Source organism: Nocardioides luteus, assembly GCF_014648595.1.
Taxonomy (GTDB): Bacteria; Actinomycetota; Actinomycetes; order Propionibacteriales; family Nocardioidaceae; genus Nocardioides; species Nocardioides luteus.
On record NZ_BMRK01000007.1, the window covers coordinates 1 to 15,462 of the forward strand.

At 70.6% G+C, this 15,462-nt stretch carries 13 protein-coding genes, 1 pseudogene and 1 riboswitch; of the genes and pseudogenes, 11 read left to right on the top strand and 3 right to left on the bottom strand.

Annotated features, from left to right (window positions below; genetic code table 11):
* Positions 1-651: 651 nt before the first annotated feature.
* The 6 genes from kdgD (at position 652) to IEY81_RS10385 (ending at position 7,317) form a co-directional block, all read left to right on the top strand.
* Positions 652-1,566, top strand: a complete 915-nt coding sequence (kdgD, locus tag IEY81_RS10360) for a 5-dehydro-4-deoxyglucarate dehydratase (protein WP_189118411.1) — start codon at positions 652-654, stop codon at positions 1,564-1,566.
* 55 nt (positions 1,567-1,621) lie between these two features.
* Positions 1,622-3,115: an aldehyde dehydrogenase (NADP(+)) gene (locus IEY81_RS10365; protein WP_189118412.1), complete on the top strand. Its 1,494-nt coding sequence runs from the start codon at positions 1,622-1,624 to the stop codon at positions 3,113-3,115.
* The gene (locus IEY81_RS10370; protein WP_189118413.1) at positions 3,112-4,449 is read left to right on the top strand and encodes an enolase C-terminal domain-like protein; all 1,338 of its coding nucleotides are present in this window, start codon (positions 3,112-3,114) and stop codon (positions 4,447-4,449) included. The genes IEY81_RS10365 and IEY81_RS10370 overlap by 4 nt, the downstream gene beginning before the upstream one ends.
* Before the next feature lie 37 nt (positions 4,450-4,486).
* Complete coding sequence (locus tag IEY81_RS10375; protein ID WP_189118414.1) at positions 4,487-5,260, top strand: sulfite exporter TauE/SafE family protein; 774 nt, start codon at positions 4,487-4,489, stop codon at positions 5,258-5,260.
* Positions 5,261-5,358: 98 nt separating this feature from the next.
* Positions 5,359-6,387 (top strand): extracellular catalytic domain type 1 short-chain-length polyhydroxyalkanoate depolymerase, encoded by a 1,029-nt coding sequence (locus IEY81_RS10380; protein ID WP_189118415.1) that lies wholly within the window; start codon positions 5,359-5,361, stop codon positions 6,385-6,387.
* Between the two features lie 75 nt (positions 6,388-6,462).
* A complete protein-coding gene (locus IEY81_RS10385) occupies positions 6,463-7,317 on the top strand; it encodes an ion transporter (RefSeq protein WP_189118416.1) in 855 nt (284 codons plus the stop codon).
* Here the strand turns inward: IEY81_RS10385 and IEY81_RS10390 are convergent.
* A complete protein-coding gene (locus IEY81_RS10390; protein WP_189118417.1) occupies positions 7,303-8,469 on the bottom strand; it encodes an ABC transporter substrate-binding protein in 1,167 nt (388 codons plus the stop codon). The genes IEY81_RS10385 and IEY81_RS10390 overlap by 15 nt on opposite strands.
* Positions 8,470-8,574: 105 nt before the next feature.
* Positions 8,575-8,778, top strand: a riboswitch (cobalamin riboswitch).
* Between the two features lie 57 nt (positions 8,779-8,835).
* On the opposite strand from IEY81_RS10390, the pseudogene IEY81_RS24185 reads away from it, so the two are divergent.
* From IEY81_RS24185 to bluB, 5 genes and pseudogenes are all read left to right on the top strand, one after another.
* Positions 8,836-9,030, top strand: a pseudogene (locus IEY81_RS24185) (ferredoxin-like domain-containing protein); the annotation flags it as partial.
* Between the two features lie 738 nt (positions 9,031-9,768).
* Positions 9,769-10,377: a precorrin-8X methylmutase gene (locus IEY81_RS10400; RefSeq protein ID WP_229787729.1), complete on the top strand. Its 609-nt coding sequence runs from the start codon at positions 9,769-9,771 to the stop codon at positions 10,375-10,377.
* Positions 10,374-12,101 carry a precorrin-3B C(17)-methyltransferase gene (gene cobJ, locus IEY81_RS10405; RefSeq protein WP_189118418.1) on the top strand — a complete coding sequence of 576 codons (1,728 nt, stop codon included), beginning with the start codon at positions 10,374-10,376 and terminating at the stop codon, positions 12,099-12,101. Before IEY81_RS10400 ends, cobJ begins: the two co-directional genes overlap by 4 nt.
* Complete coding sequence (gene cobM, locus IEY81_RS10410; RefSeq protein WP_189118419.1) at positions 12,098-12,850, top strand: precorrin-4 C(11)-methyltransferase; 753 nt, start codon at positions 12,098-12,100, stop codon at positions 12,848-12,850. Before cobJ ends, cobM begins: the two co-directional genes overlap by 4 nt.
* Positions 12,850-13,479: a 5,6-dimethylbenzimidazole synthase gene (bluB, locus tag IEY81_RS10415; RefSeq protein ID WP_189118420.1), complete on the top strand. Its 630-nt coding sequence runs from the start codon at positions 12,850-12,852 to the stop codon at positions 13,477-13,479. Before cobM ends, bluB begins: the two co-directional genes overlap by 1 nt.
* 25 nt (positions 13,480-13,504) lie before the next feature.
* On the opposite strand, the gene IEY81_RS10420 is transcribed toward bluB, so the two are convergent.
* Entirely contained in the window at positions 13,505-14,677 is a 1,173-nt protein-coding gene (locus IEY81_RS10420; RefSeq protein WP_189118421.1) for a hypothetical protein, read from the bottom strand.
* Positions 14,678-14,950: 273 nt separating this feature from the next.
* Entirely contained in the window at positions 14,951-15,355 is a 405-nt protein-coding gene (locus tag IEY81_RS10425; protein WP_189118422.1) for a hypothetical protein, read from the bottom strand.
* Between the last annotated feature and the right edge of the window lie 107 nt (positions 15,356-15,462).

The window sequence follows — 15,462 nt, forward strand, 5'->3', positions numbered from 1 at the left end:
GTGGGTGGGGTGGTCTCGACAGGCTCGACCTCCGGTGGGCGCCACCGAGGGCTGGCGGCGCGGGTCGAGGGCCTCGTCGAGCTCGACCTCCGAGGACTCAGTTCTCCGCGCCACACTCGGGCCGCCGCCCCGATAGCCAGTCAGATTTTTTCTCGACGTGTCCCGGTGTCCAGGACCGCGAAGCGGCCGGCGAAGCCGGCGGCCGTAGGCCGTCCTTGACTCCGGGGCAGGTCGAGAAGACCCTCAGGAAAGGGTCGGCGGCCCAGACCAGCCTCGGCGACACGTTTCCCGCAGGGAGGTCTCGACAGGCTCGACCACCGGTGCTCACCGGAGGTGGCGGGTGTTGTGGGCGGGGTGGTCTCGACAAGCTCGACCTCCGGGGGTCACTGCCGGGGGCTGGTGTTCCGAGTGGGGTGGTCTCGACAGGCTCGACCACCGGTGGAGGCCACCGGGGGCTGGCGTCGGGTCGAGGGTCTCGACAAGCTCGACCTCCGGTGGGGGTTGGTGTTCCGAGCCAGGGGTCTCGACAGGCCCACCGGGGCCGATACTCCCCACGCATCACGAGATTCAAATTCGGGCTTGGACAGGCATCGCTGAACGTTCCTACCGTGATGGTCACCACCTCGCATCGACATTTGAAGGACGTGTCTCGTGACCGAGTACAGCCCGACAGACCTGGCCGCCCAGCTGAAGAGCGGGCTTCTCTCGTTCCCGGTCACCCACTTCTCTGCGGACCTTCAGTTCGACGAGGAGTCCTACCGCAAGCATCTGAGCTGGCTGGCGCAGTATCCGGTCGCGGGGCTGTTCGCGGCGGGCGGGACGGGGGAGGGGTTCTCGTTGCGGCCGGAGGAGACCGACCGGGTCGTACGCGCTGCGGTCGACGAGGTCGCGGGGGCGGTGCCGGTGCTGGCGCCGGCGACGGGGAGCACCTCGAATGCGATCGCCCAGGCGAAGGCGGCCGAGGCTGCGGGGGCGGACGGGGTGCTGCTGATGCCGCCGTACCTGACCGAGGCGGGCCAGGACGGTCTGGTCGAGCATGCGAGCCAGGTCTGCGAGGCCACCGGGCTGGGGGTGGTCGTCTACAGCCGCGCCAACGCCATCCTGCGTGACGAGGCCGTCGCTCGCCTCGCCGACCGGAACCCCAATCTGATCGGCTTCAAGGACGGCGTCGGCAACATCGAGCAGATGACGCGCACCTACGCGCGCGTCGGCGAGCGGCTCATCTACATCGGCGGCCTGCCGACGGCGGAGACCTTCGCGCTGCCGCTGCTGCAGCTCGGGGTGAGCACGTACTCCTCGGCGCTGTTCAACTTCGCGCCGAAGTGGGCGATCGAGTTCTACGACGCCGTCCGTGCCCAGGACCGCGACGAGGTCTACCGTCGTCTCAACGAGTTCGTGATCCCCTACCTCGACATCCGGGACCGTACGGCCGGCTACGCGGTCTCCATCGTCAAGGGTGGGCTGGCCGCGATCGGGCGGCCCGCCGGCCCGGTCCGGCCGCCGCTGACCGACCTGCGCGAGGACGAGATCGACGAGCTGCGTGACCTGATCAGCCGGATCTCCTGACGCCGATCCGATCCGGAACAGCACCCGAGACCGACCGACCCGATAGGAACGGACCATGAGCTACCGATCGATCATCGCCGGAGCCGACGCCGATCAGCCCGACGTCGCCGCAGCCACCACCGCCGCGGCCGAGGCCTTCGCCGGCTACCGCGCCACCACCCCCGACGCCCGCGCCGACTTCCTCGAGGCCGCCGCTGCCGAGATCGAGGCGGCGCGCGAGGAGATCGTCGAGGCGGCCGTCGCCGAGTCCCACCTGCCCGAGGGCCGCATCAGCGGTGAGGTCGGCCGCACCACCGGCCAGCTGAAGATGTTCGCCGGCGTCGTGCGGCGCGGTGACCACCTGGGCGTACGCATCGACCCGGCCCTCCCGGACCGGACCCCGCTCCCGCGGGCCGACATCCGTCAGCGCCACATCCCGCTCGGCCCGGTCGCCGTCTTCGGCGCCAGCAACTTCCCGCTCGCCTTCTCCACCGCCGGCGGCGACACCGCCTCCGCGCTCGCGGCCGGCTGCCCGGTGGTCGTCAAGGGCCACCCCGCCCACCCGCTCACCGGCTACCTGGTTGCCCAGGCCATCACCCGCGCGGTCGAGAAGGCCGGGCTCCACGCCGGCACCTTCTCCTTCCTCCTCGACACCGATCCGCAGACCGGCATCGAGCTCGGCCAGACCCTGGTCACCGACCCGCGCATCAAGGCCGTCGGCTTCACCGGCTCCCGCGGCGGCGGCCTCGCGATCGTCGCGGCCGCCGCGACCCGCCCCGAGCCGATCCCGGTCTACGCCGAAATGTCCTCGATCAACCCCGTCGTCGTGCTCCCGGGCGCGCTCGAGAACGACACCGACGCCCTCGCCACCGCCTACGTCGGCTCGCTCACCCTCGGCTCCGGCCAGTTCTGTACCAACCCCGGCCTGCTCTTCCTGCCCACGGGCGAGGCCGGCGACGCCTTCCTCGCAGCGGCCGGCCGCGCGACCGCCGAGGCCGTCGGCACCACCATGCTGACCAGCGGCATCGCCAGCGCCTACGAGAAGGGCACCGCCGCTCTCCGTGAGGTCGACGGTGTCACCGTCGTCGGCGAGGGCACCCCCGGCGACACCGACGCCCCCGCGCCCCAGCTCGTCGAGGCCGTGCGCCTCGACGGCGTCACCGACGAGGTCTTCGGCGCCTCCGGGGTCGTCGTCCGCTACGACTCGGTCGAGGAGCTGCTGCCCAGCCTCGACTCCCTCGAGGGCCAGCTCACCGCCACCGTCCACGCCACCGACGCCGACAACGAGGCTGCCGCCCGGGTGGTCGGCGCGCTCGAGCTCAAGGCCGGCCGCATCCTCTTCAACGGCTGGCCGACCGGCGTCGAGGTCGGCCACGCGATGGTCCACGGCGGCCCGTTCCCGGCCACCTCCGACTCCCGCTCCACCTCGGTCGGCAGCCTTGCGATCGAGCGCTTCCAGCGCCCGGTCGCCTACCAGGACGTACCTGCCGCGCTCCTCCCGGAGGCCGTACGCGACGACAACCCGTGGCAGCTCGTCCGCCGCATCGACGGAGAGCTCCAGCTGCCATGAGCGCGCCCACCAACGCGCCCACCATCGGGAAGATCGAGGTCGTCCCGGTCGCGGGCCACGACTCGATGCTGCTCAACCTCAGCGGCGCGCACGCGCCGTTCTTCACCCGCAACATCGCGATCCTCACCGACTCCGAAGGTCGCGAGGGCGTCGGCGAGGTACCCGGCGGTGAGCCCATCCGCCGCACCATCGAGGAGGCCGCCGAGCTCCTCGTCGGCCAGCCCGTCTCCCGCTACCGCAGCCTCCTGCGCCAGGTCGCCGACCGGTTCGCCGACCGCGACGCCGGCGGCCGAGGAGTGCAGACCTTCGACCTGCGTACGACGGTCCACGCCGTCACCGCGATCGAGTCCGCACTCCTCGACCTCGCAGGTCAGGAGCAGGGCGTGCCGGTCGCCGAGCTGCTCGGCGAGGGCCAGCAGCGCGACCGGGTGCCGATGCTCGGCTACCTCTTCTACGTCGGCGACCCCGGGCGCACCGACCTGCCCTACCTCCGTGAGCCGGACGCCGCCGACGACTGGTCCCGCATCCGCCGCGAGGTCGCGCTGACTCCCGAGTCGGTCGTACGCCTCGCCGAGGCCGCCCAGGCCCGCTACGGCTTCGCCGACTTCAAGCTCAAGGGCGGCGTGCTCCCTGGCGAGGAGGAGGTCGCCGCGGTGACCGCCCTCCACGAGCGGTTCCCCGAGGCCCGGATCACCCTCGACCCCAACGGCGGCTGGCTGCTCGCCGACGCCGTCCGGCTGCTCGCGGGCAAGGACGACGTGCTCGCGTACGCCGAGGATCCCTGCGGCGCCGAGGGCGGCTACTCGGGCCGCGAGGTCATGGCCGAGTTCAAGCGCGCCACCGGGCTGCGCACCGCGACCAACATGATCGCGACCGACTGGCGCCAGCTGGCCCACGCGATCCGCACCGACGCCGTCGACATCCCGCTGGCCGACCCGCACTTCTGGACGATGTCCGGCTCGGTCCGCGTCGCCCAGCTGTGCCACGACTTCGGACTGACCTGGGGCTCCCACTCCAACAACCACTTCGACGTCTCGCTGGCGATGTTCACCCACGTCGGGGCCGCGGCGCCGGGGGAGATCACCGCGCTCGACACCCACTGGATCTGGCAGGACGGCCAGGGGCTGACCGAGTCGCCGCTGCAGATCCGTGACGGTGCCATCGAGGTGCCCACCGAGCCCGGCCTCGGCATCCGGCTCGACCGGGAACGGCTCGCCGCCGCCCACGATCTCTACCTCGAGCACGGCCTGGGCGTACGCGACGACAGCATCGCGATGCAGTACCTGGTGCCGGAGTGGACCTTCGACCCCAAGCGGCCGTGCCTGGTCCGTTGAGCAGACCGTTCGGCCCGGCCTCGCGCGCGGCCGCCCGGTGAGCGCCGACCTCGCCTGGCTGCTGCTCGCCGGCATCGGCGCGGGCCTGACCGGCTCGGTGGCCGGCCTGGCCTCGCTGATCAGCTACCCCGCACTGCTCGCCGCCGGCCTGCCTCCGGTCATCGCCAACGTCACCAACACGGTGGCGATGTTCGGCAACACCGCCGGCACCATCGCGGGGTCGCGCCGCGAGTTGCGTGGGCAGGGCCGCCGGATCGCGGCGCTCGCCATCGCCTCGTTCCTGGGCGGCGCGGTCGGCGCCGCGCTGCTCCTCACCACGCCGGCCGAGGCCTTCGAGGCGATCGTGCCCTGGCTCGTCGGCGCCGGTGCGATCCTCCTGCTGCTCCGCGACCGGATCTCCCAGTGGTCGAGCCTGTCGAGACCTCCGAAGAGAGAGGGTGATTCGCGGCGTACGCTGGCTCGCGGGTTCGGCTGGGGCGTGGTCGTCTTCGCCCTCGGCATCTACGGCGGCTACTTCGGCGCCGGCGTCGGCATCATCGCGCTGGCCGTGCTCGTGCTCGAGCGCACCGAGGCGTACGCCGTCACCAACGCGGTCAAGAACGTCGCCACCGGCGTGGCCAACGGCACCGCTGCGGTCGCCTACATCGTGTTCGCACCCGTCGACTGGTCCGCCGCCGTGGCCCTCGGGGTAGGGGCCGTGGTGGGTGGATATCTGGGCCCGGCGATCGTCCGGATCGCCCCCGAGCGGCCGCTGCGCTGGCTGGTCGGGATCGCCGGGCTCGGCCTGGCGCTGCACCTGGCGACCAGCTAGCCCCACCCGGAGCACAGCAAGGGTCCCTTGACAGTCCTGTCATTGTCCTATTGGCTAGTCCACTGACAAAATCAGATATCGGTAGGAAGCAGGAGATCATGGCTCCTCGGAATCGCCTTCTCATGCAGACCGTGCTCGCGGTCGCCACCGTCTCCGCCCTCGCCTCCGGCTGGGCCGCCTCCGCCGCTGCCGTCGGCGACACGAGCCCAGCCACCAAACCGAAACCGCGCGCGGAGCAGTGCGCGACCACCGTCGCCCCCGGCACCACCTGGATCGACATCGACTTCGAGGGCCAGGCCTATCCCGTCCGCGTCCACCGCCCCGACGGTGTCGCCCAGGACGACCCCGCGCCGCTCGTCCTCAACCTGCACCCCAGCGGCGGCAACGCGGACACGATCGCCGCCTACAACGAGTTCGACGCGACCGCCGACGCCAACGGCTTCCTCACTGTGGCACCCAACGCGGTCATCCCGGCCGCCGGCCCCAACCCCGACCAGGTCTGGCTGTGGAACGTCCCGGGCGTACCGACCACCGCCGGCTCCTACCCGCCACCGGACTCGCGCGACGACGTCGCGTTCCTGACCCGGGTCATCGACACCTTCATCGAGCGCGGCTGCGCCGACTCCGACCGGGTCTACCTGACCGGTCACTCGGGCGGCGCCCGGATGTCCTCCGCGTACGCCTGCGCCCACCCCGAGAAGGTGGCCGCGATCGCGCCCGTGGCCGGTCTCCGTGCGGGCCGTCCGTCGCCGGACGCACCGCACGCGATCGAGCTGCAGAGCTGCGCCCCGGGCGAGCCGGTGCCGGTGATCACCTTCCACGGCGACGCCGACACCGTGAACCCCTATGCGGGCAACGGCGACAAGCGCTGGGGCTACACCACCGAGCTCGCCGTGCAGACCTGGGCGCGCTTCGACGGCTGCACCACCGGACCCGAGGTCGCCCAGGTCACCGAGCACGTCAGCACCGAGACCTACTCCGGCTGCGCCGACGGCTCCGAGGTGCAGTTCTACAAGGTCGCCGGCGGCACCCACAGCTGGCCGGGCAGTCCCGTCGACGGCACGGCCACCCAGGAGGTCGAGGCGACCGAGCTGATCTGGGACTTCTTCGCCCGGCACGGCCGCTGAGCCGGGTCACGTGCTCGGAGCCTGCCCCACTAGGCTCTCGGCGCTCTCACAGCGCCACAGGAGGACACCGCGAACATGGTTTCGAGCACGCCCGGCTCCGACACGACCGACCTCGAGAACGCCGGCCTTCGCGGCCGGGTGCGCACGCTGGTCGACAACGAGACCTTCCAACGGATCATCATCGGGGTGATCATCCTCAACGCGGTGGTCCTGGGTGCCGAGACGGCGGTGCCCGCCGGCCTCGCCCATGAGCTGGCGGTCTTCGACAACGTGCTGCTCGGCGTCTTCGTCGTCGAGCTGGCGCTTCGGCTGGTGGCGTACGGACCGCGGTTCTTCCTCGACCCGTGGAACGTCTTCGACACCGTGATCGTGGCGATCGCGCTGGTGCCGGCGACCGGGCCGCTCTCGGTGCTGCGGGCGCTGCGGATCCTGCGCGTGCTGCGCCTGGTCAACTCCGTCCCGTCGATGCGCCGCGTCGTCGACGGGCTGATCGCGGCCATGCCGGGGATGGGGTCGGTCGCGGCGCTGCTGGTGCTGATGATGTACGTCGCGGTGGTCATCTCGACCAACCTCTACGGCACGATCGCGCCGGAGTACTTCGGCGACCTCGGCACCAGCGCGTTCACCCTCTTCCAGACCATGACCGGCGAGGCCTGGCCCGACATCGCCCGCGAGGTGATGGCCGAGGACCCGTCGGCGTGGATCTTCTTCGTCGTCTTCATCCTGGTGATGACCTTCGCGGTCCTCAACCTCTTCCTCGCCGTGGTCGTCTCCGGCATGGAGAGCGTCGAGACGCTCGCCGAGCACGAGGAGGAGTCCGACGCCGAGATGATGGCCATCCTGGTATCGCTGCGCGAGGAGCTCGCAGTCATACGCGACGAGCTGGCCGCCACCCGCGCCGAGCTGCGCGACGGCTCAGGTCCCCGCTGAGGCGATCTTCGACACCACCACGTTGCGCGGCCCCTCGGGGGTGCCCTTGACCACGCGCAGGAAGTAGGACTGCGCGGGGTTGTGCTTGGGGTCGAAGGACCAGTTGCCGCGGGGGCTGATGATGGTGCCGATCGAGCCGAGCGAGTCGGCGATCTCCTCGCGGGTGACGTCGGGGGAGAGGGCGAGCGCCTTGTCGAGCGCGGCGGCGGCGTCGTAGGCCTGGACGGAGTAGACCGTGGGCGTCGAGTCGTACGCCTTGCGGTAGTCCTTCACGAACGCGTCGTTCATCAGCGAGTCCATCGTGTCGCTGTAGTGCAGCGAGGTCCGCACCCCGGTCGCGGCGCCGCCGAGCCCGGTCAGCGCGTCGCCCTCGGTCAGGAACCCGGGGCCGTAGAGCGGGATCTTCCCGGCGACGCCGGACGCGCGGTAGTGCCGCACGAACGACACCGCGTCCGTCCCGATGTAGGCGGCGTAGATCGCGTCGGCCCCCGACTCCTCAGCCTTCTCGAAGATGCCCGACCACTCGTCGGTCACCCCGGCCGGGGTGTAGCTCTGCCCGGAGACGCTGCCGCCGGAGGCCTCGAAGGCGATCATGAAGCTGTCGGAGAACTCGTGTCCTGAGGCATCGTCGGAGGCGATGACGTACGTCTCGCCCAGGTCGGTCTCGCGCGCGACCGCCTTGCCGAGCGATCCGCCGATGCGGGCGTTGGTCGAGGACGTACGCCACAGGTAGTCGGAGCCGTCGGCGAGCCCGTCGGCGCTGGCGCCGGTGATGACCAGCGGGGTCTCGTTCTCCTCCGCGACCTTCTTGGCCCCGGCCGCCGTCTCCGAGCTCAGCACGCCGACGACAGCGTGGACCTCGTCCTCCTCGATCACCTTGGTCACCGCGGGGACCCCGGTCTTGGCTCCTTCGCCCTCGTCGGCCCGGACGAGGTCGACGGTGCGACCGCCGAGCATCCCGTCGTGCTGGTCGAGATAAAGGTCGAAACCGCGGGCCATGTCGGAGCCGATCGACCGGTAGGGGCCCGAGGTGGGCACCACCAGACCGATCGAGACCTCCGTGTCGGAGGCGGTGCCGCAGGCCTCGAGGCCGAGGAGGAGCGCGGAGATGGTTGCGAGTACGGACAGTTGACGCCGAGCCGAGACGGTCACGGGTACTCCATGGTGTGGGAGACGAGTAGTGAGATTTTTCGAGTCACGAACATTGGCACAATCTCGCGCCGGGCGGGGAGTAATTCGGTGACATCTTCGCCAGTGGGTAGTCTCGCCCTGCCAGTCGTACTCCATGCCTGATGGGGTCAGGGAACCCGGTGAGAGTCCGGGACTGACGCGCAGCGGTGAGGATGACGGGCGGGGCACGCTCCTCCTTCGGGAGGGCAGCCACTGGAGCCTCGGCTCCGGGAAGGCGCTCCGCACCGGTCGATTCCGAGTCCGAAGACCTGCTGGCTCTGGCGGCGCCCGCCGCCAGGTCCCCACGTGCCCCGCGGAAGGGCACATGACGCAAGAGCAGGTGTGCTGATGGCGCGAGTCCGAACCGACCGGTGCCCAGGTGTCGGTCGTCCCTGGCCGGCAGAGGACGGGCTGCTGGTGCGGCTGCGGCTGATCGGCGGGTCCGTCTCGACGGCCTCGCTGCTCTCGCTCGTCGAGGTCGCCGAGACCTACGGCGACGGCCGCGTCCACCTCACCGGCCGCGCCAACCTGCAGGTGCGCGGCCTGCCCTCGGACTCCGGGGAGCTGCCGCGGGAGGTGCACGCCGCGCTGGAGGCGACCGGTCTGGTGCCGTCGCAGACCCACGAGCTGGTACGCAACGTGATGGTCTCCCCGCAGACCGGGCTCGCCGGGGGACGGGCCGACCTGCGCGGCGTCGCCGCCGCACTGGATCGGCTGCTCTGCGCCTCGCCCCGTCTCTCCGCGCTGCCCGGCAGGTTCCTCTTCGTGCTCGACGACGGTCGCGGCGACCTGGTCTCGCGCGAGTGCGATCTCGGGCTGGCCGCTCTGTCCGACTGCGAAGGTCAGCTGCGCGTCGGCGACGGCTGGGGGCCGGTCGTGCCGCTCGCCGAGGCGGCTTCGCACCTGGCCGCGCTCGCTGCGCGCTTCCTGGACGTACGCGGCGAGGGGCCGTCGGCTCCCTGGCACGTCTCCGAGCTCCCGTCCCCGGCGCAGGTCGAGCTGACGTCTCCGGTGGTCGAGCCGAAGTCTTCGGTGGTCGAGCTTGTCGAGACCCCAGCAGCCGACCCGCGAGTCCCGCCACCCGTCGAACCTCTGCCATTCGGTCCGGTGCCGGGTGGCGAGCACATTGCCGCCCCCGACGGATCCCTGGACCGCGCCGCGATCCTGGCGCTGGCCGAGCGGGCGCCGACGGTCGTGGTGACACCCTGGCGCGGCGTACTCGTGCCTGCGGAGCAGCCCCGCCCGACCCGTCGCTACGACTACATCGACCAGGGACCGGCGATCTACGTCGACTCCTTCGCGACCATCCGGCGCGAGGCCGACCTCTCCGCGGTGCCGGCCGACGCCGAGCGGCTCGCGGTGCGGATGATCCACGGCAGCGGGCAGGTCGATCTCGCCTCCGACCTGGTCATCCACCCCGGTCTGGTGAAGGCCGCGCGCAGCGCGCTGGAGGGCGGGGCGCCGATCCTGTGCGACGCGACGATGGTCGCGACCGGGGTCACCCGCAGCCGGCTGCCGAGCGACAACGAGGTGCTGTGCATGCTCGGCGACGAGCGCGTCCCGGCGCTGGCCAGGCGGTGGGGGACGACCCGCACCGCGGCCGCGGTCTCGTTGTGGGAGCCCCATCTCGACGGTGCCGTGGTCGCCATCGGCAACGCTCCGACCGCGCTGTTCCATCTGCTGGAGATGATCCTCGACGGCGGCCCGCGACCGGCAGCGATCGTCGGCTGCCCGGTCGGCTTCATCGGCGCCGCCGAGTCGAAGGAGGCGCTCGCTGCCTTCGCCGCCGACCACGGGATCGACATCCCGTTCGTGACCGTACGCGGCCGCCGCGGCGGCTCGGCGATGACCTCGTCCGCCCTCAACGCACTCGCCCAGGAGCAGGAATGAGCGTCCCGACCCCCGGCAGCTTCACCGTCGTCGGCATCGGCCCCGGCGACCCCGAGCTGATCACCCTCAAGGCCGCCCGGCTGATCGGTGCGGCCCCGGTCGTCGCCTACCACGCCGGCGTGCGCAAGCAGTCCCACGCCCGCCGGATCGCCGCCTCGCTGATCCCCGCGGACGCGATCGAGGAGGAGCTGCGCTACCCGGTCACCACCGGGACGACGTCTCACCCCGGCGGCTACGTCGGCGCGATGGCGGAGTTCTACGAGTCCTGCGCGGTGCGGCTCTCCGCCCACCTCGACGCCGGCCGCGACGTGGTCCTGCTCGCCGAGGGCGACCCGCTCTTCTACGGCTCCTCGATGTATCTCCACGACCGGTTCAAGGAGGTCTACCCGACCTCGGTGGTCCCCGGCGTACCCGCCTTCGCCGCCGCCACCGCCGCCGTCTCGACGCCGCTGGTGCGCCAGACCGACGTTCTCACCGTGCTCCCCGGCACCCTCCCCGAGCCCGAGCTCGCCCGCCGCCTAGCCGACACCGAGGCCGCGATCATCATGAAGCTCGGCCGCACCTTCCCGGCTGTACGCTCCGCGTTGGCTGCTGCCGGGCGGCTGGAGGGGTCCTGGTACGTCGAGCGCGCCTCGCAGCCCGAGGAGCGTTGGCTCCCGGTCGCTGATGTCGACCCCGCCTCGGTGCCCTATTTCTCGCTCATCGTGGTTCCGGGAGACACGGCGCCACCCGTCGGTCGAGCCGCGAGCGCCAGCGAGCGTGTCGAGACCAACACGGTCCCCTCGGCGCTCGATGGCGATGTGTTGGTCTCGACACGCCTCCGCCTAGCGGCTCCGGCGGCTCGACCAGCGGGGGAGGTCTCGACAGGCTCGACCACCGATGGCCCACCGGAGGTCGAGCCTGTCGAGGCCCCAGTCTCACCGGAGGTCGAGCTTGTCGAGACCCCCATGGATGTCACAGCAGCAAAGCTCTCGACAGGCTCGACCGCCGTGACCTCCGAGCTCCTCGTCGTCGGTCTCGGCCCCGGCCCCGACGCCTGGCTGACCCCCGAGGTGAGCCAGGCCCTGGCCGAGGTCGACCACGTCGTCGGCTACGCCCCCTACGTCAACCGCGTACCCCAGCGCGAAGGCCTGCGGCGGCATGCCTCGGGCAACACCGTCGAGGTCGACCGGGCCAGGCTCGCGCTGGACCTGGCGCTGGCGGGGGAGCGGGTGGCGGTCGTCTCCGGCGGCGACGCCGGGGTCTTCGGGATGGCCTCGGCCGTCTTCGAGGCCGCCGCGGACCCTGCCTACCGAGACGTACGCATCCGGGTGCTCCCCGGCGTCAGCGCCGTCCAGGCGGTGGCCGCCCGTGCGGGCGCGCCGGTCGGCGCCGACTTCGCGGTGATGTCGCTCTCCGACCGGCTCAAGCCGTGGTCGGTCATCGAGGAACGGCTGCGCGCGGTCGCCGCCGCAGACCTGGTGCTGGCCGTCTACAACCCGGCCTCGCGATCGCGCACCGAGCAGATCGCCCGGGCCCGCGACGTACTCCTCCAGGAGCGCAAGCCCGACACCGTCGTCATCGTCGGCCGCGACGTCGGCCGCGCCGGGGAGTCGCTGACCGTGACCACCCTCGGTGAGCTCGACCCGGCGTCCATCGACATGAAGTGCCTGGTCATCGTGGGGGCGAGCTCGACCCGGGTGACCGAGGCCGGCCAGGTCTGGACGCCGAGGTATGTCCGATGACAGCCCAGCCGACCGTCCACTTCGTAGGCGCCGGTCCCGGTGCGGCCGACCTGCTCACCGTGCGCGCGACGCGGATGCTCGCCGCCGCCGACGTGGTGCTCTTTCCAGGCACCTACCTCGACCCCGAGGTGCTCGCGCACTGCAGCCCCGACGCCGAGCTGGTCGACACCCAGCAGCTCGACCTGGAGCAGATCATTGCCACGATCGTGACCGCCCATCACGACGACAAGCAGGTCGTCCGTCTCGTCTCCGGCGACCCCTCCGTCTACTCAGCCGTCGCCGAGCAGACCCGGCGGCTCGACGCGGCCGGCGTGCCGTGGGACGTGACCCCCGGCGTACCCGCCTATGCCGCGGCCGCCGCGCTCGTCGGGCGGGAGCTGACCGTGCCGCTGGTGGCGCAGTCGGTGGTGCTCACCCGCACCCAGGCTCGCTCCACGGCGATGCCGGCGGGGGAGTCGCTGGCGGCGTACGCGGCCACCGGGGCGACGCTCGTGCTCCACCTGGCGATCCGGCGCACCCGCGAGCTGATGGCCGAGCTGCTGCCCCACTACGGACCGCAGTGTCCGGTCGTGGTCGTCCACCGCGCCAGCCAGCCCGAGGAGCAGATCCTGCGCGGGACCGTCGCGACCATCGCCGACGCGGTCGAGGCGGCGGGGATGCGGCAGGCTGCGGTCATCCTCGTCGGGCCGGCCCTGGCCCGCGACGGGGGAGAGTCCTTCCTCTACGACGCCACCAGAAAGCGTGCCTGATGCATCTCTACGACGCCATCAACCAGCGACGGGACACCCGCTCCGAGTTCACCGGCGAGCCGGTCGCCCCCGAGGTTCTCGAGCGGATCCTCTCGGCCGCCCACGCCGCGCCGAGCGTCGGGATGTCGCAGCCGTGGGACTTCGTGCTCGTCCGGGACCCCGACAGCCTCGAGCGCTTCCACTCCCACGTCGCCACCGAGCGCGACACCTTCGCCGCCACCCTGTCGGGTGAGCGCGCCGAGACGTTCTCGCGGATCAAGATCGAGGGCATCCGCGAGTCCGGTCTGGGCATCGTGGTCGGCTACGACCCGACCCGCGGCGGCCCGGACGTCCTCGGCCGCCACGCCATCGCCGACGCCGGTCTCTACTCCGTCGTCTGTGCCATCCAGAATCTCTGGCTCGCCGCCACCGCCGAGGGCCTCGGCGTCGGCTGGGTCAGCTTCTACCGCGAGGACTTCCTGCGCTCCCTGGTCGGCATGCCCGAGCACGTACGCCCCGTCGCCTGGCTCTGCGTCGGTACGGTCGCCGACCTGCCCGAGGTCCCCGACCTGGAGCGCTTCGGCTGGCGCCACCGTTCCGCCCTCTCCTCGGTGATCCATGAGGAGAGGTACGCAGCGGGGGCGCCGTGATCGGGTGATCGACCGAAGCCGCTACTTACCAGTCCTGGTCCGGCGGCGGGTTCGAAGGCGTAGCGGTATCCGGCGTCTCGGGGGCGGGTAGCGGACACCGTCCTGCAAAGCACAGCGCCAGGTCATCTGGATCAAACGTGAATCCTGGTGTTCCTTGGTGGACGCGCAACGGGTTGTTTGGGCCAGACGCCATCGCGGTAACGAGCGGGTCGAGATCTTCGGCAGCACCGCATCCTTCGAAGGGAGGAATGTCCACGCCCGTCGAGTCCGGCAGCGTTCTGCCCTCATCGTCGTGGTACGGAGACACGAACTGTGTGGGATCGAAGGGCGCCCGCAGAGGAGTGATTGTCCCGCCGCCCTTCTCGTGACCGTCTCGCTGACTGAGGTACCCGCCAGCGAGCGCTTGGTAGCCCTGTTCTCCCCACAGCGCGATGTCGACCGGACGGGACGTCCGACAGTTCGGACCGAGGTCGACAGGCTGGCCGTCGACTTCAAGGTCGTCGAGCCGGATGTCGACCTGCCCTTCGAGCAAGGTGCGGTAGAAGACCGCACAGTTTTTTCCCGGCGGACCCTTGTATCCCGTGGGGTTCCATACGTGCACGGTCCATGGCGGGATCGTCTTCCCTTGCCTGGTCATCGACATCTGTAGTGTGACCGTCGCGGGGATGGACCCGAACGCCAGCAGGTTGACCTCGACTGCCGGGAAAGCGCCGACATTTCCCAGCGGATAGGTGGTGCCCTCCGGTGTGTCCTGAGGTTCAGGGGAGAGAATGACGAACTGGGACCTGACGTATTGGGTGCGCTCCTCCGGCGGCCTGTTGGGAACGCATGAGTCCGGCAGAGGCTCGAATGGCCAGGGCACTCGGAGGAGCCCGCCGTAGACTTCGGGTTCTTGCCCGATCGGGCACCATGCGACGGCGCTGCCACCTTTGCAGGCGTCGAACATCCCGTAGTACAAAAGGCCCCACATCGGATTGTCTGGCCCGATTGTGATGTTCATTTTTGCGCGCTGCGCTGCGATGATCTGGGTCGAGGTGACGGGCCCGCTAGCACTGTGCTTCGTCCGGTCAGGAAGGTTGTCTTCGGGCGCCGCCGCCCCGGTCGGCACCGTCGCCAGCAAGCAGACGACAGCCAGCGCGGCGATCTTCAAGCTCCGGCGACGTCTGACCGGATCGCTGCCGGAGTGCAGTGGGCTCACAGGATCACCTCTGATCGTGCGGGCCCATGAACGACAACTGCCAGCAGGAGGACGTCGACGGCCGCTCTACCGGCGCGTGCTCCGGAGGTGAGGTGCGGGATGCGCATGAACAGTTCCTCAGGTGATCGGGTCCGGCGAAGGACCGTACGGGTGTCCTCCATCAGTAAAGATGGTGGTTGTGGCGACCGCCACAGATCGGGGGAATGACCGAGTCGGCAGCGCAGGAACTTGTCATGCCCGTGACAAATTCCGCGACGTTCATCGGTTTGGCGATCAGGGGTTTGTGATCGAGAGACCAGCGCCACTGAAGGTCCCGCTCATGACTACGGCATCGCCACCTGTGAAGCCGAAGACAGGACAGATGAAACCTGATGGTTCGTCAGCGATAGTCAGATTCGAACCCGTGGGCGTGGAGATGCCGCTGGCATCATCGAGTTTCCCGCTCACCTCGCCTGCAACGTTTAACTCACATCCGGCCATCTGAACGAAGAGCCCCACGTCGGTGAGCCTCGCGGGTGAGACCGAGCCCACCTCGGGTCCGGTGATCGTCAGCGCCCACTCCCCGGTCCCGTCGAACCAAGTTTCTCCCTGGGCCGGGATGGGCATCGCTGCGACGGTCGCCATAGCGAGAGCTCCGGCGGCGAGACTTGTGGGTAGGCGGCTGATGAGTTTTTTCATGACCCTTTTCCTGGGGTGGGTTGATGTCCGAGCAAACCAAAAGGGTTGGGGTCTGTGTAAGTGGCGGATGGCCACCCACACAGACCCCGTGGTGAAACGGTCAGTGC

Coding starts and splice junctions, on each gene's coding strand:
- IEY81_RS10425 (WP_189118422.1), bottom strand. CDS start 15,355: ATGAAAAAACTCATCAGCCGCCTACCCACAAGTCTCGCCGCCGGAGCT.
- IEY81_RS10385 (WP_189118416.1), top strand. CDS start 6,463: ATGGTTTCGAGCACGCCCGGCTCCGACACGACCGACCTCGAGAACGCC.
- IEY81_RS10370 (WP_189118413.1), top strand. CDS start 3,112: ATGAGCGCGCCCACCAACGCGCCCACCATCGGGAAGATCGAGGTCGTC.
- IEY81_RS10365 (WP_189118412.1), top strand. CDS start 1,622: ATGAGCTACCGATCGATCATCGCCGGAGCCGACGCCGATCAGCCCGAC.
- cobJ (WP_189118418.1), top strand. CDS start 10,374: ATGAGCGTCCCGACCCCCGGCAGCTTCACCGTCGTCGGCATCGGCCCC.
- cobM (WP_189118419.1), top strand. CDS start 12,098: ATGACAGCCCAGCCGACCGTCCACTTCGTAGGCGCCGGTCCCGGTGCG.
- bluB (WP_189118420.1), top strand. CDS start 12,850: ATGCATCTCTACGACGCCATCAACCAGCGACGGGACACCCGCTCCGAG.
- IEY81_RS10380 (WP_189118415.1), top strand. CDS start 5,359: ATGGCTCCTCGGAATCGCCTTCTCATGCAGACCGTGCTCGCGGTCGCC.